Annotated in this window: 24 protein-coding genes; 9 read left to right on the forward strand and 15 right to left on the reverse strand. The window is 62.1% G+C overall.

The annotated features are described in order from the left end of the window. Positions 1-38 precede the first annotated feature (38 nt). From AC0969_RS11985 to AC0969_RS12000, 4 genes are read right to left on the reverse strand one after another with little or no spacing between them, the layout of a single operon-like run. Entirely contained in the window at positions 39-734 is a 696-nt protein-coding gene (locus tag AC0969_RS11985) for a hypothetical protein (RefSeq protein WP_479624372.1), read from the reverse strand. Further along, positions 735-2,051: a hypothetical protein gene (locus AC0969_RS11990; protein WP_479624373.1), complete on the reverse strand. Its 1,317-nt coding sequence runs from the start codon at positions 2,049-2,051 to the stop codon at positions 735-737. It lies immediately after the preceding gene. 2 nt (positions 2,052-2,053) lie between these two features. Then, positions 2,054-2,755 (reverse strand): 16S rRNA (uracil(1498)-N(3))-methyltransferase, encoded by a 702-nt coding sequence (locus AC0969_RS11995; protein WP_479624374.1) that lies wholly within the window; start codon positions 2,753-2,755, stop codon positions 2,054-2,056. A 57-nt stretch (positions 2,756-2,812) separates the two neighbouring features. Beyond that, positions 2,813-3,913 (reverse strand): aminoglycoside phosphotransferase family protein, encoded by a 1,101-nt coding sequence (locus tag AC0969_RS12000; protein WP_479624375.1) that lies wholly within the window; start codon positions 3,911-3,913, stop codon positions 2,813-2,815. Between the two features lie 64 nt (positions 3,914-3,977). Between AC0969_RS12000 and AC0969_RS12005 the strand changes: the two genes are divergently transcribed. Genes AC0969_RS12005 through rsmA form a run of 3 tightly spaced genes read left to right on the forward strand, consistent with a single transcriptional unit; the run spans position 3,978 to position 8,559 of the window. After that, complete coding sequence (locus tag AC0969_RS12005; RefSeq protein WP_479624376.1) at positions 3,978-6,365, forward strand: LPS-assembly protein LptD; 2,388 nt, start codon at positions 3,978-3,980, stop codon at positions 6,363-6,365. A gap of 32 nt (positions 6,366-6,397) precedes the next feature. Continuing rightward, a complete protein-coding gene (locus AC0969_RS12010; protein ID WP_479624377.1) occupies positions 6,398-7,768 on the forward strand; it encodes a peptidylprolyl isomerase in 1,371 nt (456 codons plus the stop codon). Next, positions 7,765-8,559, forward strand: coding sequence for a 16S rRNA (adenine(1518)-N(6)/adenine(1519)-N(6))-dimethyltransferase RsmA (gene rsmA / locus AC0969_RS12015; protein ID WP_479624378.1), 795 nt, complete (start codon positions 7,765-7,767; stop codon positions 8,557-8,559). Before AC0969_RS12010 ends, rsmA begins: the two co-directional genes overlap by 4 nt. Before the next feature lie 159 nt (positions 8,560-8,718). Here the strand turns inward: rsmA and AC0969_RS12020 are convergent, their stop codons facing one another. From AC0969_RS12020 to AC0969_RS12060, 9 genes are all read right to left on the reverse strand, one after another. Then, positions 8,719-8,922 (reverse strand): hypothetical protein, encoded by a 204-nt coding sequence (locus tag AC0969_RS12020; protein ID WP_315190412.1) that lies wholly within the window; start codon positions 8,920-8,922, stop codon positions 8,719-8,721. Continuing rightward, positions 8,901-9,323, reverse strand: coding sequence for a barstar family protein (locus AC0969_RS12025; protein ID WP_479587595.1), 423 nt, complete (start codon positions 9,321-9,323; stop codon positions 8,901-8,903). The genes AC0969_RS12020 and AC0969_RS12025 overlap by 22 nt, the downstream gene beginning before the upstream one ends. 48 nt (positions 9,324-9,371) lie before the next feature. Continuing rightward, positions 9,372-9,725, reverse strand: a complete 354-nt coding sequence (locus tag AC0969_RS12030; protein ID WP_479624434.1) for a guanyl-specific ribonuclease — start codon at positions 9,723-9,725, stop codon at positions 9,372-9,374. 208 nt (positions 9,726-9,933) lie between these two features. Then, positions 9,934-12,267, reverse strand: coding sequence for an NADP-dependent malic enzyme (locus AC0969_RS12035; RefSeq protein WP_479624379.1), 2,334 nt, complete (start codon positions 12,265-12,267; stop codon positions 9,934-9,936). Between the two features lie 122 nt (positions 12,268-12,389). Continuing rightward, the gene (gene infA, locus AC0969_RS12040; RefSeq protein ID WP_479624380.1) at positions 12,390-12,641 is read right to left on the reverse strand and encodes a translation initiation factor IF-1; all 252 of its coding nucleotides are present in this window, start codon (positions 12,639-12,641) and stop codon (positions 12,390-12,392) included. 43 nt (positions 12,642-12,684) lie between these two features. Beyond that, complete coding sequence (locus tag AC0969_RS12045) at positions 12,685-12,921, reverse strand: hypothetical protein (RefSeq protein WP_479624381.1); 237 nt, start codon at positions 12,919-12,921, stop codon at positions 12,685-12,687. Positions 12,922-13,223: 302 nt separating this feature from the next. Continuing rightward, complete coding sequence (locus AC0969_RS12050) at positions 13,224-14,609, reverse strand: aminopeptidase P N-terminal domain-containing protein (protein WP_479624382.1); 1,386 nt, start codon at positions 14,607-14,609, stop codon at positions 13,224-13,226. After that, positions 14,606-15,316, reverse strand: a complete 711-nt coding sequence (gene murU, locus AC0969_RS12055; protein WP_479624383.1) for an N-acetylmuramate alpha-1-phosphate uridylyltransferase MurU — start codon at positions 15,314-15,316, stop codon at positions 14,606-14,608. The genes AC0969_RS12050 and murU overlap by 4 nt, the downstream gene beginning before the upstream one ends. A 95-nt stretch (positions 15,317-15,411) precedes the next feature. After that, positions 15,412-15,798, reverse strand: coding sequence for a tautomerase family protein (locus AC0969_RS12060; protein ID WP_479624384.1), 387 nt, complete (start codon positions 15,796-15,798; stop codon positions 15,412-15,414). Between the two features lie 240 nt (positions 15,799-16,038). Between AC0969_RS12060 and tkt the strand changes: the two genes are divergently transcribed. From tkt to AC0969_RS12090, 6 genes are all read left to right on the forward strand, one after another. Continuing rightward, positions 16,039-18,045, forward strand: coding sequence for a transketolase (gene tkt / locus AC0969_RS12065; protein ID WP_479624435.1), 2,007 nt, complete (start codon positions 16,039-16,041; stop codon positions 18,043-18,045). A 70-nt stretch (positions 18,046-18,115) separates the two neighbouring features. Further along, the gene (gene gap / locus AC0969_RS12070) at positions 18,116-19,114 is read left to right on the forward strand and encodes a type I glyceraldehyde-3-phosphate dehydrogenase (RefSeq protein WP_479624385.1); all 999 of its coding nucleotides are present in this window, start codon (positions 18,116-18,118) and stop codon (positions 19,112-19,114) included. A 277-nt stretch (positions 19,115-19,391) separates the two neighbouring features. Then, a complete protein-coding gene (gene yajC / locus AC0969_RS12075; RefSeq protein WP_479624386.1) occupies positions 19,392-19,727 on the forward strand; it encodes a preprotein translocase subunit YajC in 336 nt (111 codons plus the stop codon). Positions 19,728-19,768: 41 nt separating this feature from the next. Further along, positions 19,769-21,649: a protein translocase subunit SecD gene (gene secD / locus AC0969_RS12080; RefSeq protein WP_479624387.1), complete on the forward strand. Its 1,881-nt coding sequence runs from the start codon at positions 19,769-19,771 to the stop codon at positions 21,647-21,649. A gap of 12 nt (positions 21,650-21,661) precedes the next feature. Further along, the gene (gene secF / locus AC0969_RS12085; RefSeq protein WP_479624388.1) at positions 21,662-22,618 is read left to right on the forward strand and encodes a protein translocase subunit SecF; all 957 of its coding nucleotides are present in this window, start codon (positions 21,662-21,664) and stop codon (positions 22,616-22,618) included. A gap of 14 nt (positions 22,619-22,632) precedes the next feature. Beyond that, positions 22,633-24,981, forward strand: a complete 2,349-nt coding sequence (locus AC0969_RS12090) for a DUF1631 family protein (protein WP_479624389.1) — start codon at positions 22,633-22,635, stop codon at positions 24,979-24,981. A gap of 189 nt (positions 24,982-25,170) precedes the next feature. Here the strand turns inward: AC0969_RS12090 and AC0969_RS12095 are convergent, their stop codons facing one another. Both AC0969_RS12095 and dprA read right to left on the reverse strand, forming a co-directional pair. Beyond that, positions 25,171-25,656, reverse strand: a complete 486-nt coding sequence (locus AC0969_RS12095; protein ID WP_479624390.1) for a Smg family protein — start codon at positions 25,654-25,656, stop codon at positions 25,171-25,173. Positions 25,657-25,692: 36 nt separating this feature from the next. Next, complete coding sequence (gene dprA, locus AC0969_RS12100; RefSeq protein ID WP_479624391.1) at positions 25,693-26,832, reverse strand: DNA-processing protein DprA; 1,140 nt, start codon at positions 26,830-26,832, stop codon at positions 25,693-25,695.

The following is a 26,832-nucleotide window of genomic DNA, read 5'->3' on the forward strand; positions in this document are numbered from 1 at the left end:
AATATGCGCTAGAGGCTTATTTTGCATAGAAACCACCCTCACCCCAGCCCTCTCCCGCCTAGCGGGAGAGGGGGCAAGTCAGGGGCATCGGCTTGCTCTGCCAAGCGGGTTGCTTGTTCACGGGCCAGCACGTCGGCTAAGGCTCCGTCGAGGATGCGCGGGGCCAAGATGTCGTAGTCCAGCAGTACGTCGAGCAGCGGGCCTTCGGCGATATCGTCTTGGCGGCGCAGGATGAAGCCGTGGCGTTCCAGCAGCTTCAGGTTGCCGTCAAGACGGGTCTTTTTGCCGAGCTGCGGGCCGTAGTCTTCCAGCAGGGCTTTGTACGACAGCACCGGGCTCACGTCGCGCACGGCGGGCAGGGGTTTGCTGCTGGCGAACATCTCGTTTTGCGGCTCGGCCACCGGGGCGCGGCTGGTCTGGCGCTCGCGCTTGGGCAGGATGATCAGCGCCCACAGCACCACCAGCAGGGCCACACCGTCACGCGGTAAGTCCAGGTTGTTGTTGGCGTTGACACCGGCCTCGCCCATCACCTGGGCCTGGGCAGCGGGTAGCAGGGCCAGGCTGACGTGGTCGGCGTAGATGTTGTCCATCCAGCGCAGGCCGATGGCGGCCAAGCGCTGCTCCACCTGGGCGAACAACTCGGCATGGATGAGGGCGCGTTTGATGCGCGGGTGGGTGCGCGGCAGGCTGCGGCGGGCCAGCAGCTCGGCGACCAACAGGGCGGCTTCGTCCATTCAGGTGCTCTTTTCGGTTGTTTCGACAGGGATAAGTTGGCCTGCGCTGACCCCGGCCAGCGTGGGGTGGTCGAGCGTCAAAAAGTCGGTGCTCCATTCGACGCGCCAGGGCTGGCGGGCCAAATCGCCGGTCGCGCCGGGGAGCTGGCAGGCCTGGGCATCGCCCAGCAGGGGCAGGAGCTGGGCTTTGTAGGCCACCTCGGCATAAGTGACACAAGCGGCATCCAGCGGGATGTCGCCCAGCAGCCCATCGACGGCGCGGCGCGGGTTGGCATCCCAACTGGCCAGCAAATCCGACAAATCGGCCAGCGCCTGCGGCAGGGCCACGGCGCTGAGTTCGCCCACCGGGGCGGCTTGGGATGCGGGCAGTGCATCGGGCAGGCCCAGCGTGGGGCGGTCGCGTTCAAATTCGGCTTCGGTCACATCGAGCAATTCATGGGGAGAGAGCATTACCGGGGCGACGGGGTGGGCCAGGGCGTTGTCCAGCAAATGTTCGGGTGCGGCCAGGGTTTGCAGCCAGCGTTTTACGTCGGTGCTGGTGATGCCGGTGGTGCCCAACGTCACGCGCTGGCGGTCCACCTGTTGCAGGGCGCGGTTGAACTGGCTGGCCATCGCCAGCAGGCGGCCCTGGGCCTGGCCCAAGGCACGGGCGGCGCGCTCCATCGTGGCGTGGCCGTGGGCGTTGCCGATGAGGGTGGCGATGGCGCTGCTGGCCTTGTCGATCAGGCGGGCCGCCCGGTCGTAGCGGGTGCGGGCCTCGCGCAGGCGGAATTCGGAGCCGCTGGCGATGGCATCTTCAAATTCGGCATGCAGGCGGCCCAGCTGGGCTTGCAGCATTTCGACCTGGGCGGCATCCAGCGTACCCAGCTGCTCGGCACCCACCACCTGGCTGAGCAGGCTGGCCAAATCATCCCCCTCCCCTGTTTGCGGCGCGGTGTTGAACACGCCCAGCACGCCCGCGAGTTGCTGCGCCAGCGGCGTGAGGCTGGTGCGGCGCTGGGTTTCGTCCCACAGCAGCAGGCCGGTGTCGCGAAAGCGTTTGAACACCGTGTCCAGCGCTTCGGGGCGCACGGCGTGGAAGAGTTCGTTGATCTGGTCGCGGTTCAGGTTGGCTTCGCTCTGGCCCAGCAGGCCCATGAAGACGAACAGCCGCAACCGCACCAGCCCGGCCGGGCCAACGAACAGGCCACGCAGGGCATCCACCAGGCCGCCGTGCTGGTCGATGCGCCAGGCCAGGGGGGATTCGCTGAAAAAGTCAGCCTCGCGGAAGTAATCCGACAGCGTGGTGTCGCCGTCAGGTTGAATGATTTCTTCCATGCTTAAAACTGGAGTTGGGCCAGTGCGGCAAGGGGCGCTGTCTCAGACCGCAGCACGCGGTTGGCCAGGGTCACCGGGCGGTAACCCCGTGCGATGGCCGCGTCTTCTTCGGATGGGCTCAGGCCGCCTTCGGGGCCACTGAGGAAGTGGATCGCACCGCTGGCGGGCACGGCGTTCAGCATCGGCTGGCTGCCGGTTCTGAGCGACAACAAAAACCCCGCTTCGGCGCTGGCGACCCAGTCGGCAAAGCTGCGCACCGCATGCACCTCGGGTACGCGGTTGCGCCCCGATTGCTCGCAGGCGGCCACGCCCACGGCATGCCAGTGGGCACGTTTTTTGTCGGCCCGTTCGCCGTTCAGGCGCAGCACGCTGCGCTCGGTGACCAGGGGCTGGATACTGGCTACGCCCAGCTCGGCGGCTTTTTCGACCAGCCAGTCCATGCGGTCGTTGGCGGGCATGCCCAGCACCAAATGCACGGCGCGGGCGGCTTCGCGCTCTACCGGGTCGTGTGCGGCCACCACCACGGCCACGTCGCTGCGGCCCATGCGCTCGATGGTGGCTTCAAACTCGCCGCCTTGGCCGTTGAACAAGGTGATCGTTTGGCCGGGCTGCATGCGCAGCACCTGTACGTGGCGGGCGGGCCCGGCGGGCAGGTCCAGCGAGGCCCCAGTGGTCAAGGGGGCGGGGCAGTAGAAACGGGGCATACTATTATTTTGATAGCTACCGGCGCATATGGAATGTGCGCCAGAGGCTTATTTTGTTTACATTCTTCCGTAGGCAAAACCGGTGGCAGCGGTGGTGCCTTCGATCTGGTCGATCAGGCGCAGCAGCGGCTTCAGCTCGCGGTAGCGGCCCGCCGTGGCGCGGATGTAGCGGATGAAGCGCGGCGTGTCGGCCAGGTATTTGGGTTTGCCGTCGCGCAGGGTCAGGCGGGCGAAGATGCCGGCCACTTTCAGGTGGCGTTGCAGGCCCATCCATTCCACGCTGCGGTAGAACGCGCCAAAGTCGTCGCCCACCGGCAGCCCGGCTTTGCGGGCGCGCTCCCAGTAGCGGATGGTGATGTCGAGCACAAAGTCTTCTTCCCAGCTGTGGAACGCGTCGCGCAGCAGGCTGGCGATGTCGTAGGTGATGGGGCCGTACAACGCATCCTGGAAGTCGAGCACACCTAATTGTTCAGAGCCGACCATCAGGTTGCGCGGCATGAAGTCGCGGTGTACGTAGACGCTGGCGGCTTCCAAATTGTTGGCCACGATCTGGCCAAACACGCTGTCCAGTGTGGCGCGCTGCTTGTCGTCCAGCGTGATGCCCCGGTGCTGGGCGATGTACCAGTCGGGGAACAGGGCCAGTTCGCGGTGCAGCACGGCGGCGTCATAAGCGGGCAGCACACCGGGCTGAGAGGCCTTTTGCAGGGTGATCAGCGTGTCCACCGCCTGGTGGAACAGGGCGGTGTCGGCCTGCGAGGGTTCGGCTTGCAGCACGTCCAGCATCGTTTGCGTGCCCAGGTCGCTCAGCAGCATGAAGCCGTTGGCGGTGTCCCAGGCCAGCACTTCGGGCACGCGCAGACCGGCTTGGGCCATCAGCGCGGCAATGCGGGCGAAGGCTTCGCAGTTTTCTTTGTCGGGCGGGGCATCCATCACGATGCGGCTGCCGCGCTCGGATTCCAGCCGGAAGTAGCGGCGAAAACCGGCATCGGCGGCGGCCAGTTGCAGGCTGTCTACGCGCAGTTGGTGGGTGGGGGCGGTCTGTTCCAGCCAGCGCTGGAAGGTGGCAGCGCGCGGGGCATCGGCCCACACGATGGCAGGGGAATCGGGTAAAGACACGGGGATGGGGGAGGGCGTGGAGGAGGTAGGGGTGGGGCTCATGGATAATCCATTCTACAAATCCGGGTTGTCTGGATAAGCCCTTCGCCTGACCGAGCCCCCTTTGATGCCTGAAATCCAGCGCCGTACCCGCAGCCGCCGCTTCACTCTCACGCCCGTGGCTTTTGTCGCTATGGCCCTGCTGCCGCTGGCTTTGCACGCCGAGGAAGCCGACGCGCCACTGGTCCTGAAACCCAGCGCCATGCTGCAAGAGCAAATTCCGCCGGTCATGCGTGCGCAGATGCCGACCTTTTTCTCCGGCGACCACACCCTGGGCCGCCCCGATCTGGACACCGTGATCGACGGCAACGCCATGATGCGCAAGGGCGACATGGTGTTGCAGGCCGACCGGGTGGAGTACTACCAGCCAGACGACCTGGTCAAGGCCCGTGGCAATGTCCACATCAACCGCGCAGGCAACATCTACGAAGGCCCGGCACTGGAGCTGAAGGTGGACGCGTTTGAAGGCTTCTTCAACGAACCCCGCTACCAGTTTTTGAAAAACGGCGCCTTCGGCCAGGCCGACCGGGCCGACTTTATTGACGATAGCCGCGTGGTGCTGCACAACGCCACCTATAGCACCTGCCGCCGTGAAGGCGGCCCCAGCTGGCTGCCCGCCTGGATGCTGCGCGCCAGCACCATCAGCATCGACACCGAAGAAGAAATCGGCACCGCCGAGGGCGCGGTGCTGCGCTTCCAGGATGTGCCGATCCTGGCTTTCCCGACGATGGACTTTCCGCTCTCCGACAAGCGCAAATCGGGCTACCTGCCGCCTACCATCGGGCTGGACAGCACCAACGGTGCGGAGCTGACCGTACCGTATTACTGGAACATCGCCCCCAACCGCGATGCCACCTTCTACCCCACCGCCATGAGCAAGCGTGGCGTGGACTTAGGGGGCGAATTCCGCTACCTGGAGCCCGGGTACAAGGGCACGTTACGCACCAACTACATGCCCAACGACTCGCTGCGCGAGCGCTCGCGCTGGGGCTATGCGCTGCTGCATACCGGCACCATCCAGACCGGCCTGTCGGGCGTGGGCGGGCTGGGCCTGAACCTGAATCTGAACCGCGTCAGCGACGACAACTACTGGAGCGATTTTGGCCGCGCCACCACCTCGCTGACCCAGCGGCTGCTGGCCAACGACGCGACGCTGTCGTGGGCCCGGGGCAACTTCTCCACCAGCCTGCGCACCCTGAAGTGGCAAACGCTGCAAAACACCACCGCGCCCATCGTGCCGCCGTACGACCGCCTGCCGCAGCTCACCGCACGCTATGCCCGCTACGACCTGCCCGGCGGTTTGGATGCGTCGCTGGACGGTGACACCACCCAGTTCTCGGCCGACCGGACCTTGACCAAGCAGCCCAACGCCAAGCGCAGCTTTGTGCTGGGCCAGGTCAGCCGCCCGTGGATTGCGCCGGGTTGGTTCATCACGCCCAAGATGCAGCTGCATGCCACCCGCTACGAATTTGACGCAGCCTTGGGCAACGGCGCCACCACCGCCGACCGCACCGTGCCGACCTTCAGCCTGGACACCGGGCTGGTCTTTGAGCGCGATGCCAGCTTCTGGGGCAAAGCCCTGCGCCAAACCCTGGAGCCGCGTGCCTTCTACGTCAATACGCCGTACCGCAACCAAAGCCTGCTGCCGAACTACGATTCGGCGCTGAACGACTTCAACTTTGCCACCGTTTTCACCGAAAACGCCTTCAGCGGCAATGACCGCATCGCCGACAACAACCTCTTGACCCTGGGGCTGACGACCCGCTTTCTGGAGCCCGCCACCGGAGCCCAGTTGGCCCAGTTTGGCGTGGCCCAGCGCCTGCGCTTCAAGGACCAACAGGTTGTCTTGCCCGGCGGCACCGTCGCCACCGACCGGCTGAGCGACTTCTTGGTAGGTGCCCAACTCAACTGGGACCCGCGCTGGGCCTTTGACACCACGGTGCAATACAACCCCGACACCGGCCGCTCCCAGCGTGCCAGCGTGGGGGGCCGCTGGAACCCCGGCAACTACCGCGTCATCAACGCCGCCTACCGCTACCAGCGCAACTCCAGCGCCACCGCCACCGACGGCAGCGAGACCATCGACATCGGCTGGCAATGGCCCCTGAGCGCCTTGTGGGGCGACAGCGGCCAGAACCAGAGTGCTGGCCGCTGGTACAGCGTGGGCCGCCTGAACTACAGCATGTCCGACGGCAAGCTGGTCGATGGCGTGGTGGGCTTTGAATACGATGCGGGCTGCTGGCTGGGCCGCGTCGTGCTGGACCGCACGCAAACCGGCACCACCCTCGCCACCGCCACCACGAACCAAAAAATATCGTTCCAGCTAGAGTTTGTCGGCTTCACCCGCCTGGGTGTGGGCAACAACCCCTTGTCGGTGCTGAAAGAAAATATCCCCCGCTACCAGTACCTGCGGGAGCAGACCACCACCCCTAGCCGTTTCAGCCAATACGACTAGCCCACCCGACCCCTCTTTCTTCTATCTGAACCATGAGCAATCGCTTCTTTCGCATGACGCTGCTGGGCTTGGCGGCACTCACGGCCGTAACCGCATCCGCCCAAGGCTTGCGCCCCTCGTCTGGTGCCGGGCTGGGAGCCAACACGCCCACCCGCACCACCGACACCCAGCGCCAAGCCGACTTCATCGTCGCCGTGGTCAATTCCGAACCCATCACCAATAACGAAGTCCGTACCCGCGTCATCCGTACTTTGCAGCAAATGGCCCAGCAGGGCGGGTCCACCGCCGACGCCGACCCAACCCTGGTCGCCCGCCAAGTGCTCGAACGCCTGATCCTGGAAAAAGCCCAGTTGCAGCTCGCGGCGGAAAGCGGCTTAAAAGTAGACGACTCCGCCGTCGATGCCGCCGAGCTGAATGTGGCCCGACAAAACCAGCTAGATGTCCCCGAGCTACGCCGCCGCATGCTGCAAGATGGCATGGTGCCCACCCAGTTCCGCGAAGAACTGCGCAACCAGCTCACCCTGAACCGCCTGCGCGACCGCGAAATCGATGCCCGCCAGCGCATCAGCGATGCCGAGGTAGACCAGTACCTGCGTGACCAGCGCGCCAACACCGACCCCAGCGCACTGGAACTCAACCTGGCCATGTTGCTGGTAGCCGTGCCAGAAAACGCCAGCCCGGCGCAAGTTGCCACCCTGCAAGCCAAGGCCGACAGCCTGCGCGCCCAAGCCGCCACCGGTGCAGACTTTGCCTCGCTGGCCCGTACCGCGTCGGATGCACCCGACAAAAGCGGCGGCGGTGCCTTGGGCATGCGCTCTGCCGACCGCTATCCGGACCTGTTTGTGGATGCCACCCGCAGCCTGGATACTGGCGGCATCAGCGCCGTGGTCCGCTCTGGCGCCGGTTTCCACATTTTGAAAGTACTGGACAAGCGCCAGGGCGGCGTAGCCACCACCGTCACCCAGCAGCACGCGCGCCACATCCTGCTGCGCACAGGCCCGCGCCTCACCGAGGCCGCCGCCGTCGAACGCCTGAACGACTTCAAGCGCCGCATCCAGAGCGGCCAGGCCGACTTTGCCCAATTGGCCAAAGAAAGCTCGGTCGATGGCAGCGCAGCCCAAGGCGGTGATCTGGGCTGGTCCAGCCCCGGCCAGTTCGTGCCCGAATTTGAAGAAACGCTAGACAAACTGGCACCCGGCCAGATGGCAGACCCGCTGGTATCGCGCTTTGGCGTGCACCTGGTGCAGTTGCTGGAGCGCCGCGAGGCCGCCGTCACCCCCAAAGAACAGCGCGAAATCGCCCGTGGCATCGTGCGCGAGAAAAAACTCGACGAAGCCTATAGCCGCTGGTTAGAGCAGGTGCGCTCGCGGGCCTATGTTGAATTACGCGAAGCCCCCCAGTGAAGCACATCCCCCGTAAACGCTTTGGCCAGCACTTTCTGGCCGACCGCAGCATCATCGAAGCCATCGTCGATGCCATCAACCCCCAGCCCGGCGACCACATGGTCGAAATCGGCCCCGGCCTGGCCGCATTGACGCAGCCGCTGGTCGAGCGCCTAGGCCACCTCACCGTGATTGAGCTGGACCGCGATTTGGCCGTGCGCTTGCGCCAGCATCCACAGCTCACGGTGGTGGAGTCTGATGTATTAAAAGTGGACTTCACGCAGTTCCCCTCTGCGCAAGCAGCTATGGATTCAGGAGTGGCTACTCCCCCAAAATTGCGCGTTGTCGGCAACCTGCCGTACAACATATCCACACCCATCCTGTTCCACCTGCTAGATGCCGTGGCGGTGGTGCAAGACCAGCACTTCATGCTGCAAAAAGAAGTCATCGACCGCATGGTGGCACGCCCCTCCACCGCCGCCTATGGCCGCCTGAGCGTCATGCTGCAATGGCGCTACGCCATGGAAAATGTGCTCTTCGTACCACCCGAGTCATTTGACCCACCGCCGCGCGTAGACAGTGCCGTGGTGCGCATGGTGCCCCACGCCGATCCGGCGGCTGTGCCAGTGCAGTTACTGAGCGAAATTGTCCAGGTGGCCTTCAGCCAGCGCCGCAAAATCATGCGCCACACGCTGGGCAAATGGCTGACCGAGAAAGCCTATGCCGGCGTATTCGATACCCAGCGCCGTGCCGAGGAGGTGCCGGTAGCCGAGTACGTGGCGCTGGCCTTGGCGGTCGCCGCTCAGACGTAAAAAAGCCCGTCTAAGGACGGGCTTTTTTGTTCCAGAACACCGTAGAACCGGCTCCGCCGGACTACTGGTGTTGCCCCCTGCATGTCGTATTAATTTTTCAAATTAATACGAGAGGGGTTGGCGAAAAGCGCTTGCGCTGTAGCCTGGGGGTGTGTCCAGTTACGCAGCTGCGAGCCAGTAACCGGCGTTAAACGGGCTGCTCATACGCAGCGCGAAGGGAGAAACGTCCACCAATTTGTCGGTGGGCATTTTTTCGCCGGATTCGGTCAATTCGATGCCTGAGACGGCATCGCTGCCTGCCTCATTCGCCCGTTCTGCTTGGCTGGTGTGTGCAGAACGGGCTACAGAAAAGAATAGAAGCATCGGAACGGAATCTTCCGGTCTCCCCAGTAATCGGCGGCTTCCCGGAAGATGTCCAGCAGCTGCTCACGGGCTTCTTTGTCGAACTTGGCGTGCGCGGGGATTTGCTCCAGCACCACCACAAAACCAGGCTGCGGGCCTGATTTATGCAACGGATCGGTCATGCAATCGTACAGCGCGTCAAAGTTCTTACCGAAATGGGTCGGGAAGGTGAACTGCTGGGCAATCATGTCCAGTACGTCCTGCTTGCTCTGTGCATTTGCCAGATTGGCATACAGAAAGTGCTGGCCTAGGCCGACTGCCGCGTCTTGCAAGTCTTGCACCCGGAAGGCGCGTATCGACTGCACGATATTGGTTCTAACGTTGCGAAGAGGCATATCCATCTCCGCTTTCTTTTCATTCATCTTCATTTACCCCGACTTCAAAATTCTGTGGAACCCGACCCAACACTGTTATTCCGCGATATAGCGAAAACTGGCGTAGTGGTCACTGGTATAAAAACAAGCATCTGGTGCTCTAGGCGGGCCACCGCACACAATGCGCTTGGCCCCTCGGTTGCCAGCACCCGCCGTTTTCACGGTGTATTCGCGGTAATAGCCGCGCTGTTGTGATGGCAAAATTCGTTCACGGTTCCCAAACACCGAGCCATCCTTGTCAAAAGGAAATGGCCCACCTTGCTGGATCAGCTGGTAGGTGGCACGGCCTTGCGGGGGAAGCTGGGTGAGCTGGATAGTCTCCAAGCCACTTGGTGTATGAGGTGCCCTTGCATACCCCAATGGAGTGCATACAACTATCCCAACCAACATGGCCAACAGGCATATATGCTTGCTGGCCTGGTTTTTTATTGCTTGGAACATGGAGAAGTACGCCTTTGGAGAACCTCGGGTTAACCCGGAAATTTCAAGGCGCTAGTGTGCCGTATGTGCCCCAAAAAAGCAAGAGGCTGCACAAAATTTGGGCAGCCTCTTGGGGAATTGGCCCATCCTATGTGGGCACTTGCTCACGAATTAGGCTTTATCGCACCACGTTGGCGTCGGCTACCGTCAAAGCTGTCATGTTTACAATTCTTCGTACGGTTGCGCTGGCCGTCAGTATGTGTACAGGTTTTGCAGCACCCAAGAGCACGGGGCCAATCGCAATATTGCCGCCCGCAGCGGTCTTCAACAGGTTGTAGGCAATGTTGGCGGCATCGATGTTGGGGAACACCAGCAAGTTGGCATCACCGATCAACGGGCTATTGGGCATGGTGGCCGCACGGGCTGCGCCGTCCAGCGCCATATCACCATGCATTTCACCATCGACTTCAAGCCACGGGGCTTCGGTTTGCAGCAATTCCAGCACGCGGCGCATCTTGACGGCGCTAGGTTGGTTGCTTTGGCCGTAGTTGCTGTGCGATAGCAGCGCCGCCTTAGGTTTAATGCCAAAACGCATCATTTCTTCCGCCGCCATCACGGTGATCTCGGTCAACTCTTCGGCCGTTGGGTCGTAATTAACATGGGTATCTACCAGGAAGACCTGGCGGCCCGGCAGCATCAGGCCATTCATGCAGGCGTAAATTGGCACGTCTTGCGGGGTGCTGGGACAGCCGCCTGCGCGCTTGCCAATGACCTGATCGATGTAGTGCAGGTGGATGGCCGTATGGCCCCAGGTGCCGCAGATCATGCCGTCCACTTCGCCTTTGTGCAGCAACATGCTACCAATCAGGGTCAAGCGGCGGCGCATTTCGATCTTGGCCATCTGGGCGGTGACCCCCTTGCGCTCGGTCATGCGGTGGTAGGTTTGCCAGAAATCGCGGTAGCGGTGGTCTTGCTCGACGTTCACCACGTCGTAGTCCAGTTCTTCGCGCAGGCGCAGGCCAAACTTTTTAATGCGCTCGGCAATGATGGTCGGACGGCCGATCAGAGTGGGGCGTGCCAGGCCTTCGTCCACCACGATTTGGATGGCGCGCAGCACGCGCTCTTCTTCGCCTTCAGCGTAGCAGACACGTTTCTTCGTGGCTTTTTTGGCTGCATCGTAAATCGGCTTCATCGTTGTGCCAGAGGCGTAGACGAAGTTTTGCAGGCGGGTGCGATAGGCATCCATATCCTGGATTGGACGCAGGGCCACACCGCTGTCGGCGGCAGCCTGGGCGACCGCCGGGGCGATTTTCATCATCAGGCGGGGGTCAAACGGCTTGGGGATGATGTATTCCGGGCCAAACGCCAATTGCTCACCCGCATAGGCGGCGGCCACCACTTCGCTTTGCTCGGCCTGGGCCAACTCGGCAATCGCGTGGACCGCTGCAATCTCCATCTCCAATGTGATGGTGGAGGCACCTGCATCCAGCGCACCCCGGAAGATGTAGGGGAAGCACAGGACGTTGTTGACCTGGTTCGGGTAGTCGGTACGGCCGGTGGCGATGATGGCATCGCTGCGCACGGACTTGACATCCTCGGGGTTGATTTCTGGATTGGGGTTTGCCAGGGCAAAAATCACGGGCTTGGCGGCCATCTTGGCTACCATGTCTTTCTTCAACACACCGCCTGCCGACAAGCCCAAAAACACGTCCGCACCTTCGATGATTTCACCCAGAGTGCGGGCCGACGTTTTCTGGGCGTAGACGATCTTGTCTTCGTCCATCAGCTCGGTACGACCTTCATAGACCACACCGGCCAAGTCGGTAACATAAATGTTTTCGCGCGGGATGCCCAGCTTAACCAGCAGACCCAGGCAGGCCAGGGCCGCTGCGCCCGCGCCTGAGGTGACGAGCTTGATGGTTTTTGGGTCTTTGTCTGCGACCTTGAGCGCGTTGAGAATCGCCGCCCCGACGCAAATTGCCGTACCGTGCTGGTCGTCGTGGAAGACCGGGATCTTCATGCGTTCGCGCAGCTTGCGCTCGACATAGAAGCAATCCGGAGCTTTGATGTCTTCCAAGTTGATACCACCAAAGGTGGGCTCTAGCGAGGCGATGATGTCCACCAGCTTGTCGAGATCGTGCTTTTCGTCGATTTCCAGATCGAACACATCAATACCAGCGAACTTCTTGAACAGCACACCCTTGCCCTCCATCACCGGCTTGGAGGCCAGCGGACCGATGTCACCCAGGCCCAGCACGGCGGTGCCGTTGGTGATCACTGCAACCAGGTTGCCCCGGCTGGTGTATTTGAAGGCGTTGTTCGGGTCTTTGACGATTTCCTCGCACGGCGCAGCGACACCGGGCGAATACGCCAGGGCCAGGTCGTGCTGGTTGACCAACTGCTTGGTCGCCGCAATGGCTACTTTGCCGGGCGTCGGGAACTCGTGGTATTCGAGGGCAGCGCGGCGCAGCTCGGCGCGTTTTTCTTCGGCGTTAGCCGTGGGGTTGCTCATCTGGCGTGTCTCCTGCCATGGCCGCCGACCAAAATGCGCCGGGCAGTCACTGTGTCAAAGGGACTGCGATTGTACGGGCCGTTACAAAGCGGTTCCCGTACGGGGTATTGCTTACGGGTGGATTACGCGAAGCGGGTCGATGTGGGCGCGCGACCGGCGATGTGGCGGAAGGTGATGCGTCCCTTGGTCAGGTCGTAGGGCGACAGTTCCAGCGACACATGGTCACCCGCCAAAATGCGGATGTGGTTCTTGCGCATCTTGCCTGCGGTGTAAGCGATCAGGACGTGGCCATTTTCCAACGTCACGCGAAAGCGCGAGTCGGGCAACACTTCGGACACAAGGCCCTTCATTTCGATCAGTTCTTCTTTTGCCATTCGTAAATTCCTTGAGGGTAGACGGTATGAAACTAAATAACTTTTAAGCGTGTGCGGCGCTAGGGTTGGAGTCGCGTGCACGCACCCACTGCAAACCTTGCTCAACCGCGTATTGTGTCGCGGTTGCGGCATCGTCGAACAGACCGATGAAACGCATCACGCGGTCATGCGAGCCATTTTGGATAGAAACAGAGGCACCAAAGCGGCCATCGGCACATTCACGGGTGAGCGGAGACAGGAGATATTTGCCAGCGGCAATCGAATTGTTGTTTTTGTTCATGATGGGAAACTAGGCTCCCTTACTTATAGGGTGCCAGAAATGCGTGTTGTCACACTGCGTTTTTAATGACGCACTTCCGATGAAATTGCACAGGAGGCAGGTCTTGCGCAGCACTCCGGTGGAGTGGGGACTGCGGGGCAAGTACTTTGAATCTCTGGCCCGCACAGCGTGACAAAAGTGCGGGCAAACTCGGGGTACTTGGTGTGGTCAGTATTGCGGTGTGTTGGGATACACCGCACAAGCTTCATGGCGAAACTGATCTGAGCAAGCCATCGATTATAGCCCAAGCCCAAAAAACCCGCTCAGGCCCGCATCAGCGCCTCGATTTCATCGGGATCGACGGGCACGCCCCGGCTGATCAGTTCGCAGCCGCTGGCGGTCACGATGGCATCGTCTTCGATGCGGATGCCGATGTTGTGGAAGGCTTCGGGCACGTCCGGGCCGGGGCGCACGTAGATGCCGGGCTCGATGGTCAACACCATGCCAGCTTGCAGGATGCGGCTGGGGCGGTTGGTGATGACCTCGCCTGAAAGCGGGTCTTTGCGCTGGCTGCTGTTGCCCATTTCACTGGCCTCCACGTAGCTACCGCAGTCGTGCACGTCCATGCCCAGCCAGTGGCCGGTGCGGTGCATGTAGTAGGCAAAGTAGGCGCGGCTGGCGATCACGTCGTCCACCGTGCCGACCTTGTTTTTGTCCAGCAGGCCCACGTCCAGCATGCCCTGCGCCAGCACCTTGACCGTGGCCTCGTGCGGGTCGGTGAAGCGCGCGCCCGGCTTGGTGGCAGCGATGGCAGCCACCTGGCTGGCCAGCACCAGCTCATACAGGGTGCGCTGCGGGCCGGTGAATGTGCCGTTGGCGGGGAAGGTGCGGGTGATGTCGCTGGCATAACCGTCCAGCTCACAGCCCGCGTCGATCAGCACCAGCTCGCCATCGCGCACCGGGGCGGCGTCGGCGCGGTAGTGCAGCACGCAGGCGTTGGCCCCGGCGGCGACGATGCTGCTGTAGGCCGGGTATTGGGAGCCGTGGCGGCGGAATTCGTGCAGCAGTTCGGCATCCAGGTGGTATTCACGCACCTCTTCACCGTTGCGCAGCATGCGGGCGGAGAGCTGCATGGCGCGGATGTGGGCCCCGGCGCTGATTTGCGCGGCGCGGCGCATGGTGGCTTGCTCGCCGGCATCTTTAAACAAGCGCATTTCGTCCAGCACGCTGCACAGGTCGCGCTGGGTGTCGGGGCACTGCGCGCCGAAGCGCACGCGGGCACGCACCTTGTTCAACCAGCTGTCTACCCGCCCTTCCAGCCCTTTGTGGGTGGCGAACGGGGTCCAGACGGCGCTGCGGTTTTCCAGCAGGCGGGGCAGTTGGGTGTCCAGGTCTGCTACAGAATACGCAGCATCCAGTGCAAGTGCGGCGGGCGCTGCGTCGGGCCCTAGCCTAAAACCGTCCCAGATTTCGCGCTCCAGATCTTTGGGTGCACAAAACAGGGTGGATTGGCCTTCTCCGGTCACCACCAGCCATGCGTTCGGCTCGGTGAAGCCGGTCAGGTAGTAAAAATAGCTGTCGGCGCGAAACAGAAAGTCGCTGTCGCGGTTGCGCTGCTGCTCGGGCGCGGTGGGGATGATGGCGATGCCACCGGGGCCGATCTTTTGGGCGAGTTGGGCGCGGCGTTGGGCGTAGATAGAAGTAGTCATTGTGTATTCAGTTCAGCGAGTTGTGCGGGGGTACCGACGTTGTGCCAAGGGCCGTCAAAACGGGATGCGGTGATGCGTTGCTGTCGGATGCCATCCAACAATAACGGGCCCAGCGCCGCCTTCTGGCCCACGGGCAGGCTGCGGCACAGATCGGCGCGTACCAGGGCTAGGCTGCTGTAAGTCCAGCGCTGGCCGTCGGGGCTGGTGCCCTCCAGTCCTAGGCCGTTGGCAGCAATTCCGAAGTCGCCTTGCGGGTGGTAGGGTGGATTCGGCACCATCCACAGGTGGGCCAGCGCATCGCTGCGGGCAAAGTCGCGGGCCGCACTGGCATCGAAGCGGAAAGTGGGCGCGTAAATGTCGCCCGCCACCAGCCAAAAACAGTCGCCCAGCAGTGGCAGGGCCTTTTTGATGCCCCCCGCCGTTTCCAGTGCGCCGCCGTGGTCGCGGCCTTCCATGGAATAGGTGATGTGCAGACCCCAGCGGGAGCCGTCGCCCAGGGCAGCGGGGATTTTTTCCTCCAGCCAGGCGGTGTTGATGACGACGTGGCGTACCCCGGCAGCGGCCAGCGCCTCCAGATGCCACACGATCATCGGTTTGCCGTGCACGGGCAGCAACGGTTTGGGCGTGTGGTCGGTCAGCGGGCGCATGCGTTCGCCGCGTCCGGCGGCGAGGATCAGGGCGTGGTCAATAGGCGTTACAGCGGGCATGGACGAGATTATTGAATGGGAATGTGCGTCGCGCATTTGCTATCAAATAAATAGCTTCTTGCGCAGGTTTTATATGCGCTAGAGGCCTAAAAGGCTTAAACCTTGGGGTGGACGCCCACATCCAGCTCGTTGGCGGGTACACCGCGCAGCCCCCAGCTTTCCATCGGCGGCTCGGTCAGCACCACCATCACGTCCACAGGCGCAATGCCCAAAGCGCCCAGGCGCTGCACGATGCCCCGGTACAGCGCGCGCTTGGCATCCAGGGGGCGGCCGGGGAACATCAGCACCTCGACCAGCGTGTAGTTTTCAGACTTGCCGGGGGTCACCCAGAAATGCTCGGGGCGGTGTTCGATGTAGCGGATCTGGCGGTCGTCTTCGGGTACTTTCAGGGCTTCGCGCAGGGACAGGTACACGGCCTCCATCAGCGCGGAGACTTCGGCGGCAGAGCGGCTGCGGCGGACTTCAATTTTGGCAAGCGGCATGGAATGAGAGGTGTGCAAAGGAGATGCCACCGATTGTGATGGCTTGACTCTCCCTCGGCGTTACCGGGCGGGTACACCTCGCAAAATGCCAGCCCCGTAAAATAATGGGCTTACCAGAATATCCACCCCGAACTTTCCCCGGAGCTGACCTCGATGGCCGACACCCCTTTGAACGCAAACACCCCAGACACCGCAGTTCTTTCCGATGCGGCCTCGGCCACCGGCAAACCCACCACCGCGATGGCCAACGCCATCCGCGCGCTCGCCATGGATGCGGTGCAAGCCGCCAACTCCGGCCACCCCGGCGCGCCCATGGGCATGGCCGACATGGCTGTGGCCCTGTGGGACCAGCACCTGCAGCACAACCCCAAGAACCCGAACTGGATGAACCGCGACCGCTTCATCCTGTCCAACGGCCACGGCTCCATGCTGCTGTACGCGCTGTTGCACCTCACCGGCTACAAACTGCCAATGGCCGAGTTGAAGAACTTCCGCCAACTGCACAGCAAAACCCCCGGCCACCCCGAATTCGGCTACACCCCCGGCGTGGAAACCACCACCGGCCCCTTGGGCCAAGGCCTGACCAACGCCGTTGGCTTTGCACTGGCTGAAAAGCTGCTGGCGCAAGAGTTCAACCGCGACGGCCATGACATCGTGGACCACCACACTTACACCTTCATGGGCGACGGTTGCCTGATGGAAGGCATCAGCCACGAAGCCGCAGCCCTGGCCGGTGCCTGGAAGCTGAACAAGCTGATCGGCCTGTACGACGACAACGGCATTTCCATCGACGGCCAGGTGGCGCCCTGGTTTATCGACAACACCGCCCTGCGCTTTGTGGCCTACGGTTGGAACGTCATCGGCCCGATCGACGGCCACGATACCGCCGCCGTATCGGAAGCCATTGCGCTAGCCAAAGCCCAGACCGAAAAGCCCACGCTGATCATCTGCAAAACCCACATCGGCAAGGGCTCGCCCAACCGCGCCAACACCTCCAAGGCCCACGGCGAACCCCTGGGCGATGCCGAAATCGCGCTGACCCGCGAAGCCCTGAACTGGCCTTACGCCCCGTTCACTATTCCCAAGGACATCGCTGCCGCCTGGGATGCCAAGTCCGCCGGTGCCGCCCGCGAAGCCGCCTGGAACACCCAGTTCGCCGCCTACAAGGCCGCCTACCCGGCCGAGGCCAAAGAGCTGTTGCGCCGCATGAAGGGCGAGCTGCCAAAGAACTTCGCCCAGACCGCCGTGGACACCGTGATTGCCGCCCACACCAAGGGCGAAACCGTGGCCTCGCGCAAAGCCTCGCAGCTGGCGCTGGAAGCCTTCACCGCCGCCCTGCCCGAAATGCTGGGTGGCTCGGCCGACCTGACCGGCTCCAACCTGACCAACACCAAATGCACCCCCAACCTGCGCTTTGACGGCGTGACCGGCGTGGGCAACGGTGGCCGCCACATCAACTACGGCGTGCGCGAGTTCGGCATGGCCGCCATCATGAACGGCGTGGCCCTGCACGGTGGTTTCATCCCTTACGGTGGCACGTTCCTGACCTTTAGCGACTACAGCCGCAACGCCATCCGCATGGCCGCGCTGATGAAGCTGCGCGTGGTGCATGTGTTTACCCACGACTCCATCGGCCTGGGCGAAGACGGCCCGACCCACCAATCGGTCGAGCACGCCGCCAGCCTGCGTTTGATCCCGAACCTGGACGTGTGGCGTCCAGGCGATACCGCCGAAACCGCCGTGGCCTGGGCCGTGGCCCTGGAAAACCAGAGCCGCCCCTCCGCCCTGCTGCTGAGCCGCCAGAACATCGCCTACGCCGCCAAGGCCGACCTCGGCGAGATCAGCCGGGGAGCGTATGTGCTGTCCGAGCCCAGCGACATTGGCATGAAAAAGAAGGCCCAGGCCGTCATCATCGCCACCGGCTCCGAAGTGCAACTGGCGCTGGCCGCCCAGGCACTGCTTGCTACGCAAAAGATAGCTGTCCGCGTAGTATCCATGCCCAGTAACAGCGTTTTTGACCGTCAAACTGAAGCCTACAAAACCGACGTGCTGCCCAAGGGTCTGCCGCGCATCGCGGTCGAAATGGGTGTGACCGAAGGCTGGTGGAAATACGGCTGCGCTGCCGTGGTCGGCCTGGATACCTACGGCGAATCCGCCCCCGCGCCCGTGCTGTTCAAGCTCTTCGGCTTCACGCCCGAGAACGTGGCCGCCACGGTGGAAAAAGTGCTGTCCAAAAAGAAGAAGTAATTCAGATAGCCCCGGATCGCGCCGGGGCTATATGTGCAAGTTTCACCTTTTAACTACTGGAGATAGAGACATGACCATCAAAATTGGTATCAACGGCTTTGGCCGTATCGGTCGCATGGTGTTCCGCGCTGCGGTGCAGAACTTCCAAGACGTGGAAATCGTCGCCATCAACGACCTGCTGGAGCCCGACTACCTGGCCTACATGCTGCAATTTGACTCGGTGCATGGCCGCTTCAAGGGCGACATCGCGGTCGAGGGCGGTGCACTCGTCGTCAACGGCAAAAAAATCCGCCTGACCCAAGAACGCGACCCGGCCAACCTGAAGTGGAACGAGGTCGGTGCCGACATCGTGATCGAATCCACCGGCCTGTTCCTGACCAAGGAAACCGCCCAGAAGCACATCGACGCAGGCGCCAAAAAGGTCATCATGTCCGCACCCAGCAAGGACGACACCCCAATGTTCGTCTTCGGCGTGAACGATGCCAGCTACGCCGGCCAGAGCATCATCTCCAACGCTTCGTGCACCACCAACTGCCTGGCCCCCGTGGCCAAGGTGCTGAACGACAACTTCGGCATCAAGCGCGGCCTGATGACCACCGTACACGCGGCCACCGCCACGCAAAAAACCGTGGACAGCCCGTCCAACAAAGACTGGCGCGGTGGCCGTGGCATCTTGGAAAACATCATCCCCAGCAGCACCGGTGCCGCCAAGGCTGTGGGCGTGGTGATTCCTGAGCTGAACAAGAAGCTCACCGGCATGGCCTTCCGCGTGCCCACCAGCGACGTGTCGGTGGTCGATTTGACCGTCGAGCTCAACACCGAAACCACCTATGAAGCCATCTGCGCCGCCATGAAGGCGGCCAGTGTTGGCCCCATGAAGGGCGTACTGGGCTACACCGATGCCAAGGTCGTCTCTACGGACTTCCGGGGCGAGAGCTGCACCTCGGTGTTCGATGCCGAAGCCGGCATGGCGCTGGACGGCACCTTCGTCAAGGTCGTAAGCTGGTACGACAACGAATGGGGCTATTCGAGCAAAGTGCTGGAGATGGCACGCGTGATTGCCAAATAAATAGCGCTTTTTTGCTTTTAGAAAACGCGTCCTCGGGCGCGTTTTTTTATGGGTGATTTTGTACAAAATCACCGCCATGTTTCACCCGCTGGACGCGCCGCAATATCGCATAAGCGCCGTGATGTACTGCATGAAAAACAGCACAAGCACCGCAATAAACCCCAATGACAAGGGGAGAACACGGCCGCATACAATTGCTTCTACCCCCGCCTTGTGGCCCAGTACCGCTGTGCTGCATCTGCGGGTTTATTTTTGCCATTTGGCGTTGGAGACCTCTGTGTTCATTTCTTCTGCTTTTGCCCAAACTGCCCCCGCCGCCCCTGCTGCCGGTGGTGACATGATGTCGTCGTTGACGGGTATGCTGCCCCTGGTTTTGATGTTTGTGGTGCTGTACTTTGTCATGATCCGCCCCCAGATGAAGAAGCAAAAAGAGCACCGCAACATGATCGATGCACTGGCCAAGGGCGATGAAGTCGCTACGGCTGGCGGCCTGATCGGCAAGGTCACCAAGATGGGCGACGGCTTTTTGAGCCTGGAAATCGCCACCGGCGTGGAAGTGCAACTCCAGCGCAGCGCCGTTGTCCAAGTCATGCCTAAGGGCACTGTCAAGTAATTTCAGCACCGTTAAGTAATTAAGAAGTAATAAACGCGACCATGAATCGATACCCGGTATGGAAGTACGTGATCCTCCTGGTCGCGCTACTGGTGGGGGCCATTTACACCCTGCCCAATCTCTTTGGTGAATCCCCAGCAGTGCAGGTGTCTAGCGCCCGTGCATCGGTCAAGATCGACGACACCACGCTGGCCAAGGTGCAAGACGCACTGAAAGCCGCCAACCTCAGCCCCGAGCTGATCGGCGTGGAAGGCACCTCGGTCAAAGCCCGCTTTGGCAACACCGACGACCAGCTCAAGGCCAAAGACGTGGTGCAAAAGGCCCTGGTGCCCGATGCCAACGACGTGAACTACGTGGTGGCGCTCAATCTGCTGTCGCGCTCGCCGTCTTGGTTGACCGCCCTGCACGCCTTCCCCATGTATTTGGGGCTGGACTTGCGCGGTGGCGTGCACTTCATGCTGCAAGTGGACATGCAGGCCGCGTTGACCAAAAAGGCCGAGTCCCTCACCGGTGACCTGCGCACCAGCCTGCGCGACAAAAACGTGCGCCACAGCGGCATCAGCCGCAACGGCCAGACCATCGAGCTGCGTTTGCGTGACAGCGCCACCCTGGCAGCTGCCAAGGCCGTCGTGCAAGACCAGTTCCCCGACCTCAGCACCACCGACGCACCCGACGGGACCGAGTACAAGCTGACCGCCGCCATCCGCCCCGAGGCGGCCCGCCGCGTGCAAGACCAGGCGCTGAAGCAAAACATCACCACCCTGCACAACCGGATCAACGAACTCGGCGTATCCGAGCCGGTGATCCAGCAGCAAGGCCTGGACCGCATCGTGGTGCAACTGCCCGGCGTGCAAGACACCGCCAAGGCCAAAGACATCCTGGGCCGCACCGCCACGCTGGAAGTGCGTTTGGTGGACGAAAGCACCGAAGCCGGTGCCGCCGCAGCGGGCGCGGGCGCAGTGCCCTTTGGTGCCGAGCGCTACCTGGAACGCAGCGGCCAGGCGGTGATTGTCAAAAAGCAGGTGGTGCTGACCGGTGAAAACCTCACCGATGCCCAACCCGGCTTCGACAGCCAGACACAAGAAGCCACGGTCAACCTGACGCTGGATGCCAAAGGCTCGCGCATCTTCAAGGACGTGACCCGTGAAAACATCGGCAAGCGCATGGCCATCATCCTGTTTGAAAAAGGCAAGGGCGAAGTGGTCACCGCACCGGTGATTCGCAGCGAAATCGCCGGTGGCCGGGTGCAGATCTCGGGCCGCATGTCCACCCAGGAAGCTGCCGACACCTCGCTGCTGCTGCGCGCCGGTTCGCTGGCTGCGCCGATGGAAATCATCGAAGAACGCACCATCGGCCCTAGCCTGGGTGCCGAGAACATCTCTAAGGGCTTCCACAGCGTAGCCTGGGGCTTCTTGGCGGTAGCCGCTTTTATGTGCTGCTACTACATGCTGTTTGGCGTGTTCTCCAGCATTGCGCTGGCGTTCAATCTACTGCTGCTGGTGGCGGTGCTGTCCATGCTGCAAGCCACGCTAACCCTACCCGGCATGGCCGCTATGGCCCTGGTACTGGGCATGGCCATCGACTCCAACGTGCTGATCAACGAACGGGTGCGCGAAGAGCTGCGCGCCGGGGCCTCGCCGCAAGCAGCCATCCACGCCGGTTTCGACCGCGCCTGGGCGACGATTCTGGACTCCAACATCACCAGCGCTATCGTCGGCGTGGCTTTGTTGGCTTTTGGCTCGGGGCCGGTACGCGGATTTGCCGTGGTGCACGTTCTGGGTATTGCCACCAGCATTTTTTCCAGCGTGTTCTTCTCACGCGGCCTGGTCAACCTCTGGTATGGCCGCACCAAGAAGCTCAAATCCGTGTCTATCGGCACCGTGTGGCGGCCCGATGCCGCTGCTGAAACCCCCGTTAAGTAAGGACACGCCAGCATGGAGTTTTTCAAGATCCACCGCGACATTCCGTTTATGCGGCATGCACTGGTGTTCAATATTTTTTCGTTTCTGACCTTTTTGGCGGCGGTGTTCTTTTTGTTTTCGCGCGGCCTGCATCTGTCGGTGGAATTCACTGGCGGCACGCTGATGGAGGTGAGCTATTCGCAGCCTGCCGACCTGCCCAAGGTGCGCACCCTGGTAGCCGGTCTGGGTTTGCAGGATGTGCAGGTGCAAAACTTCGGCACTTCGCAAGACGTGCTGATCCGCATGCCGGTACAAAAAGGTGTCACCTCTGCCCAGCAAAGCGAGCAGGTGCTGGCCGCGCTGAGGACCGCCGATGCATCGGTGCAACTCAAGCGCACCGAATTCGTGGGCCCGCAAGTGGGTGACGAGCTGGCGGTGGATGGCCTGAAGGCGCTGGCCTTCGTAGTGGCGGGCATCATGCTGTATTTGGCGATCCGCTTCGAATGGAAGTTTGCCGTGGCGGCCATCATCGCCAACTTGCACGACGTGGTCATCATTCTGGGCTTTTTTGCGTTCTTCCAGTGGGAGTTCTCGCTGCCGGTGCTAGCGGCGGTGCTGGCGGTACTGGGCTATTCGGTGAACGAATCGGTGGTCATTTTTGACCGCATCCGCGAAAACTTTCGGCGCTTTCGCAAGATGAACTCCATGCAGGTGATCGACAACGCCATCACCTCCACCATCAGCCGCACTATCATCACGCACGGCTCCACCCAGATCATGGTGTTATCGATGTTGGTATTCGGTGGTCCCACCTTGCATTACTTTGCTTTGGCGCTCACCATCGGCATCTGCTTCGGTATTTACTCGTCGGTGTTTGTGGCGGCGGCCATCGCCATGTGGTTAGGTATCCAGCGGGAAGATTTAGTCAAAGCCTCCAGCAACAAGAAAGACGAAGACCCCAACGACCCCAACGCAGGCGCAACCGTCTGACCTGCGCCTGAGATATGGCCTCTACCGCCCCCTTTAGTCCTGACCGGCAACTCGCCCGCACTGCGCGCGAGGGCTTGGTCACGGAAGTCGGGCGGTCGTTAAGCGAAGTCAGCCGGGCCGTGGCAGCACGCTTGACGGTACTGCTCGAAGAGGCCCATACCACCCGGGAAATGCACGAACGCCAAGATGCCTGGACCGCCTTCCAGCGCCAGAACCGCGCCTGGGAGCAAGCCACCGTAGCCGCTTGGCACAAGGCCTTGCTACCCGTGGCCCATGCTGCTCCGGCGAACTACAGCCTGTCCCAGTTCGAGCTGATGGGCGACGATGTCGTCGAAAACAAGATTCTCGCCTCGCGCCTGTCCTTGGTCATTCTGGACAAGCTGGGCGAGACCTATGGCAACTTGTGTGCCCGCATCCAGCTGCTGGAGTCGTCTGGCGAAATGGCCAGCCACGACCCGATCCGCCCCGAAGTGCTGATGCTCGCGCTAATCGAACAATGGATGGCCGTGGGATTGGCTCGCAATATTCTGTCGCTGGTCACCGATGCCATGCTGCGGGAACTGGCCACCCATTTCTTACGCGCCTTTGAAAACTGCAACGCTCTATTGCTGGACAAAGGCGTGAGCCCTACGGTGGATTTGCGTTCCCGGGTTAAACGCAGCGACGCGGCGGGTGCGGCTACGGCGGCATCCAGCGCCCCGCGCGCAGCCCAAGAGCCGCAGACGCGGCCTAGCGGGATCCACACCGGCGGGAACACCGCGCCGTCCTCCATGTCTGCGCCGGGCAACAGCCGATCCCAGGCCGCACCAATGCCGTACAACGCCGCCGACGAAACCCGCATGATGACCGCCGTGTCACCCTTGGCGCGGGCTCGGCGGCGGGCACAGGGCGTAATGGGCCACCTCAAACGGATGCTGAACGACCACGTCAGCGATTACGATGCCACCGAGCAGCAGCCCATCTCACCGGCCTTGGCACAGGCCATTGCCCGCAAGCGCGACGGTGGTGACACCGACCCTATGCACGGCGGCATGGGCTCCACAGGGCGGTTCGACTACGGCGTTGCCGATGTCTCCCAAGCCGCAACGGTGCTGCGCGAACGCTCCAATGTTCTCAAGCAAAAAGCGACCACCCAGGCTGAAAAAGCCACCATCGAAATCGTCGCGTTAATGTTCCAAAGCATCCTGGCCGAAGAACGCATTCCGCCCTCGGTGCGCGTGTGGTTTGCCCGCTTGCAGCTGCCGGTATTGCGTGTGGCACTGGCCGAACCGGAGTTCTTCAGCACGGTAGACCACCCGGCACGCCAGCTGATCGACCGCATGGGTTCGTGCGTCATGGGGTTTGATGCCAGTGCCATCAATGGCAGCGCTATGGAGGTCGAAATCCGCCGCGTGGTGCAGGTGATTGAGCAGTACCCGGAAACCGGGCGGCGGGTGTTCCAGCTGGTGTATGACGAATTCGTGTTGTTTCTGTCCAAGTTCCTCACCGGAAAAGACAGTACCCAGCGCTTGGTCAGTCTGGCGCAGCAGGTGGAGCAAAAAGAGACCCTGGCCATCCAATACACCATTGAGCTACGCAACATGCTCAAGGACATGCCCGTCCGCGAAGAGATCCGCGCATTCTTGTTCAAGGTCTGGGCCGAGGTATTGGCGATGGCGGCGGTGCGCAAGGGTGCGCAGCACGAGGAAACCATTGCCCTGAAAAAAGCCGCCTCCGAGCTGGTCTGGTCGGCCAGCGCCAAGCCCAACCGGGCGGACCGGGCCAAGGTCATCCAAAGCCTGCCGACCCTGTTGCAGCGGCTGCGCCAGGGCATGGGGCTGCTGGGCTTGGACACGTCGGCGCAAGAGGTCCACATCAAGACCATCAGCGACACGCTGGCCGATGCCTTCATGTCCAAGACCGAAGCGATTCCCCAGGCGCGCATCGACTCGATGGCCGCGCACCTGGCCAATTTAGAAGATTTTTTCAGCGACGAAGCCACGGGCGATTTGCCGCTGGACCCCGAAAGCATCGAGATGATGCTGGGCATGGATGCCTCCACCATCGACGTGATTGCCGACGGCGGATCCAAACCCACCGATGCCATGCTGGCCTGGGCCCAAGAGCTGCAACTCGGCCACTGGTTCATGCTGGACCACAACCGCCAGGTCAACCGTGTGCAATTCGCGTGGCGCAGCGACCGTAAACAACTGCACCTGTTTGCTGCCATGGACGGCCGCAGCTACCTGATCCAGGCGCGGCGCTTGGCGGCGTATTTGCAAGCCGGTTTGCTGGTGCCACAAGAAGAAGAAGCCCTGACCCTGCGCGCCACCCGCGATGCACTGGCCAAGCTGGATGCCAACCCTGAGCGGTTGCTCGCTTAGTTGCTGCGGTTTTTGTAGCTGCTTGCGCTAGGCCCGTGGACGCTAGTGGCCAAAAAAACATAAATCAAGGATATCGAAACCCCTTACAAAGATACCGTGGAACCGGCTTTGCCGGGCCACTGGTATCGCCCCCTGCAAGGGGGGTGGCGTAAGACGCGAAGCGCTGTAGCCTGGGGGTGAGCCATTAAATCAATGGGCGATGCGGTCCGATGCGTCGTCGCAGAGTTCGTCTAGCACCAGTGCGTCGGGTTCTTCCCCAAAACTCCAATACACCATCAGGATGATGATTTTCAGATCGTCCAGGGCCACTGGATTACCGCTGGCGGCCATGGCGCGGTCCAGCACGATTTCGCGCATCACCGGGGCCAGCACCCCGGCGGTTTCCAGAAAGCTCACAAACCCCAGGCATTCGGCCCCCAAGTGGTCTTGCTCGGCCACGGAGTAGATGCGCAGGCTGTCGGTGGCGGGGACGGCCATTGCCTCGGCAGCAAGTAAAGGCGGGGCCATATGCGGGCTGTGGGAAGCGAGATGCAGGCCATCGAGCCAACGCAGTGCCTCCTCGATTTCATCGGCCTCAAAACCGACGGCGGTTAATTTACGGCCAAGTTGCTGCGCCTCGGGGCAGGCATCGCCGCGCCAGTAGTTTTCATAAACGAACACGAGTACTTCAAACATAAAACCATTATGCACACCTCCAGGCACCCAGGTGGTTCAACTTATTGCCATGCGCTGGAACAAGCCGCCGGGCAGACGCGCCACCTGGTTGTCCAGCTCCAGTTCCAGCAGCTGGACTTGTAGTTGGGCGGCGGCAATGCCTGTGCGGGCGACCAGCGCATCCAGGTCCACAGGGTCGTATCCCATCGCGATGAGCAGTGGGTTTTCAGTGCTTTTTTGGCTATTAGCGCTTATTGCACCTGCGGTAGCAGCTATGGAATCAGGAGTCTTTGAGAGTTGCAGTTCGTCCAGTACGTCCTGGATGTTCTCCACCAGCTTGGCCCCTTGCTTGATCAGCGCATGGCAGCCACGGGCCTGGGCCGACTGGATCGAACCGGGAATCGCAAACACCTCTTTGCCCTGCTCCGAAGCCAGCCGGGCGGTGATCAGCGAGCCCGATTGCAGCGCGGCCTCGACCACCAGCGTGCCTTGGCCCAGCCCGGCGATCAGGCGGTTGCGTTTGGGGAAGTTGGCCGACAGCGGCGGCGTGCCCAGCGGGTATTCGCTCAACAACAAGCCGTGCTGGGCGATCTGGTGGGCCAGGGCCAGGTTGCGCTTGGGGTAGACGCGGTCCAGCCCAGTGCCGACCACGGCGATGGTGGCCAGCTGGTCCGGGGCTGCGCCTTCCAGTGCGCCGTGGTGGGCGGCGCTGTCTACCCCCAAGGCCAGGCCGGACACCACGGTCAACCCGGCCTGGGCGCAGGCTTTGCCAAACTGGCGCGCATGCGCTTCGCCCTGGGGCGTAGGGTTGCGGCTGCCGACGATGGCGATGGTTTGGGTGCTGGCGGCCTGCCACAGGTCGGTGCGGCCCAGCGCGTACAGCAGCAGGGGCGGGTCTTCCATGTCCAGCAGCGCAGCGGGGTAATCAGCGTCGCCCAGTGTGAGCAGGCGGCGCGGTGCGCCTTCGGTCGCGGCCAGCCACTGGCAGGTGGTTGCCAGTTGGGCTTCGAGTTCGGGCGGGATGCTGTGCAGGGCCTGGGCTTGTGCGGAAGTGACAACTTCACGCACGCTGGCTTGGGACTGCGCAAACACCGCCTGTGGCAGACCAAAAGCGGCCAGCAGGCGGCGTGCGCTGGTGTTGCCAACTCCGGGCGTCAGGAGCAGGCGCAACCAGCCTGCCAACTCGTCCCGGTCCAT

Source organism: Rhodoferax sp. LB1P47, assembly GCF_056521445.1.

Bases quoted from the DNA above. Each gene is read 5' to 3' on its own strand.
- secF (WP_479624388.1), top strand. From the start codon at position 21,662: ATGGAGTTTTTCAAGATCCACCGCGACATTCCGTTTATGCGGCATGCA.
- AC0969_RS12000 (WP_479624375.1), bottom strand. From the start codon at position 3,913: ATGAGCCCCACCCCTACCTCCTCCACGCCCTCCCCCATCCCCGTGTCT.
- AC0969_RS11990 (WP_479624373.1), bottom strand. From the start codon at position 2,051: ATGGAAGAAATCATTCAACCTGACGGCGACACCACGCTGTCGGATTAC.
- AC0969_RS12060 (WP_479624384.1), bottom strand. From the start codon at position 15,798: ATGCCGCTTGCCAAAATTGAAGTCCGCCGCAGCCGCTCTGCCGCCGAA.
- AC0969_RS12020 (WP_315190412.1), bottom strand. From the start codon at position 8,922: ATGCTTCTATTCTTTTCTGTAGCCCGTTCTGCACACACCAGCCAAGCA.
- AC0969_RS12025 (WP_479587595.1), bottom strand. From the start codon at position 9,323: ATGAATGAAAAGAAAGCGGAGATGGATATGCCTCTTCGCAACGTTAGA.
- AC0969_RS12035 (WP_479624379.1), bottom strand. From the start codon at position 12,267: ATGAGCAACCCCACGGCTAACGCCGAAGAAAAACGCGCCGAGCTGCGC.
- AC0969_RS12010 (WP_479624377.1), top strand. From the start codon at position 6,398: ATGAGCAATCGCTTCTTTCGCATGACGCTGCTGGGCTTGGCGGCACTC.
- gap (WP_479624385.1), top strand. From the start codon at position 18,116: ATGACCATCAAAATTGGTATCAACGGCTTTGGCCGTATCGGTCGCATG.
- infA (WP_479624380.1), bottom strand. From the start codon at position 12,641: ATGGCAAAAGAAGAACTGATCGAAATGAAGGGCCTTGTGTCCGAAGTG.
- secD (WP_479624387.1), top strand. From the start codon at position 19,769: ATGAATCGATACCCGGTATGGAAGTACGTGATCCTCCTGGTCGCGCTA.
- tkt (WP_479624435.1), top strand. From the start codon at position 16,039: ATGGCCAACGCCATCCGCGCGCTCGCCATGGATGCGGTGCAAGCCGCC.
- AC0969_RS11985 (WP_479624372.1), bottom strand. From the start codon at position 734: ATGGACGAAGCCGCCCTGTTGGTCGCCGAGCTGCTGGCCCGCCGCAGC.
- murU (WP_479624383.1), bottom strand. From the start codon at position 15,316: ATGCCCGCTGTAACGCCTATTGACCACGCCCTGATCCTCGCCGCCGGA.
- AC0969_RS12090 (WP_479624389.1), top strand. From the start codon at position 22,633: ATGGCCTCTACCGCCCCCTTTAGTCCTGACCGGCAACTCGCCCGCACT.
- AC0969_RS12050 (WP_479624382.1), bottom strand. From the start codon at position 14,609: ATGACTACTTCTATCTACGCCCAACGCCGCGCCCAACTCGCCCAAAAG.
- AC0969_RS12045 (WP_479624381.1), bottom strand. From the start codon at position 12,921: ATGAACAAAAACAACAATTCGATTGCCGCTGGCAAATATCTCCTGTCT.
- AC0969_RS12030 (WP_479624434.1), bottom strand. From the start codon at position 9,725: ATGTTGGTTGGGATAGTTGTATGCACTCCATTGGGGTATGCAAGGGCA.
- AC0969_RS11995 (WP_479624374.1), bottom strand. From the start codon at position 2,755: ATGCCCCGTTTCTACTGCCCCGCCCCCTTGACCACTGGGGCCTCGCTG.
- AC0969_RS12095 (WP_479624390.1), bottom strand. From the start codon at position 25,656: ATGTTTGAAGTACTCGTGTTCGTTTATGAAAACTACTGGCGCGGCGAT.
- AC0969_RS12005 (WP_479624376.1), top strand. From the start codon at position 3,978: ATGCCTGAAATCCAGCGCCGTACCCGCAGCCGCCGCTTCACTCTCACG.
- dprA (WP_479624391.1), bottom strand. From the start codon at position 26,832: ATGGACCGGGACGAGTTGGCAGGCTGGTTGCGCCTGCTCCTGACGCCC.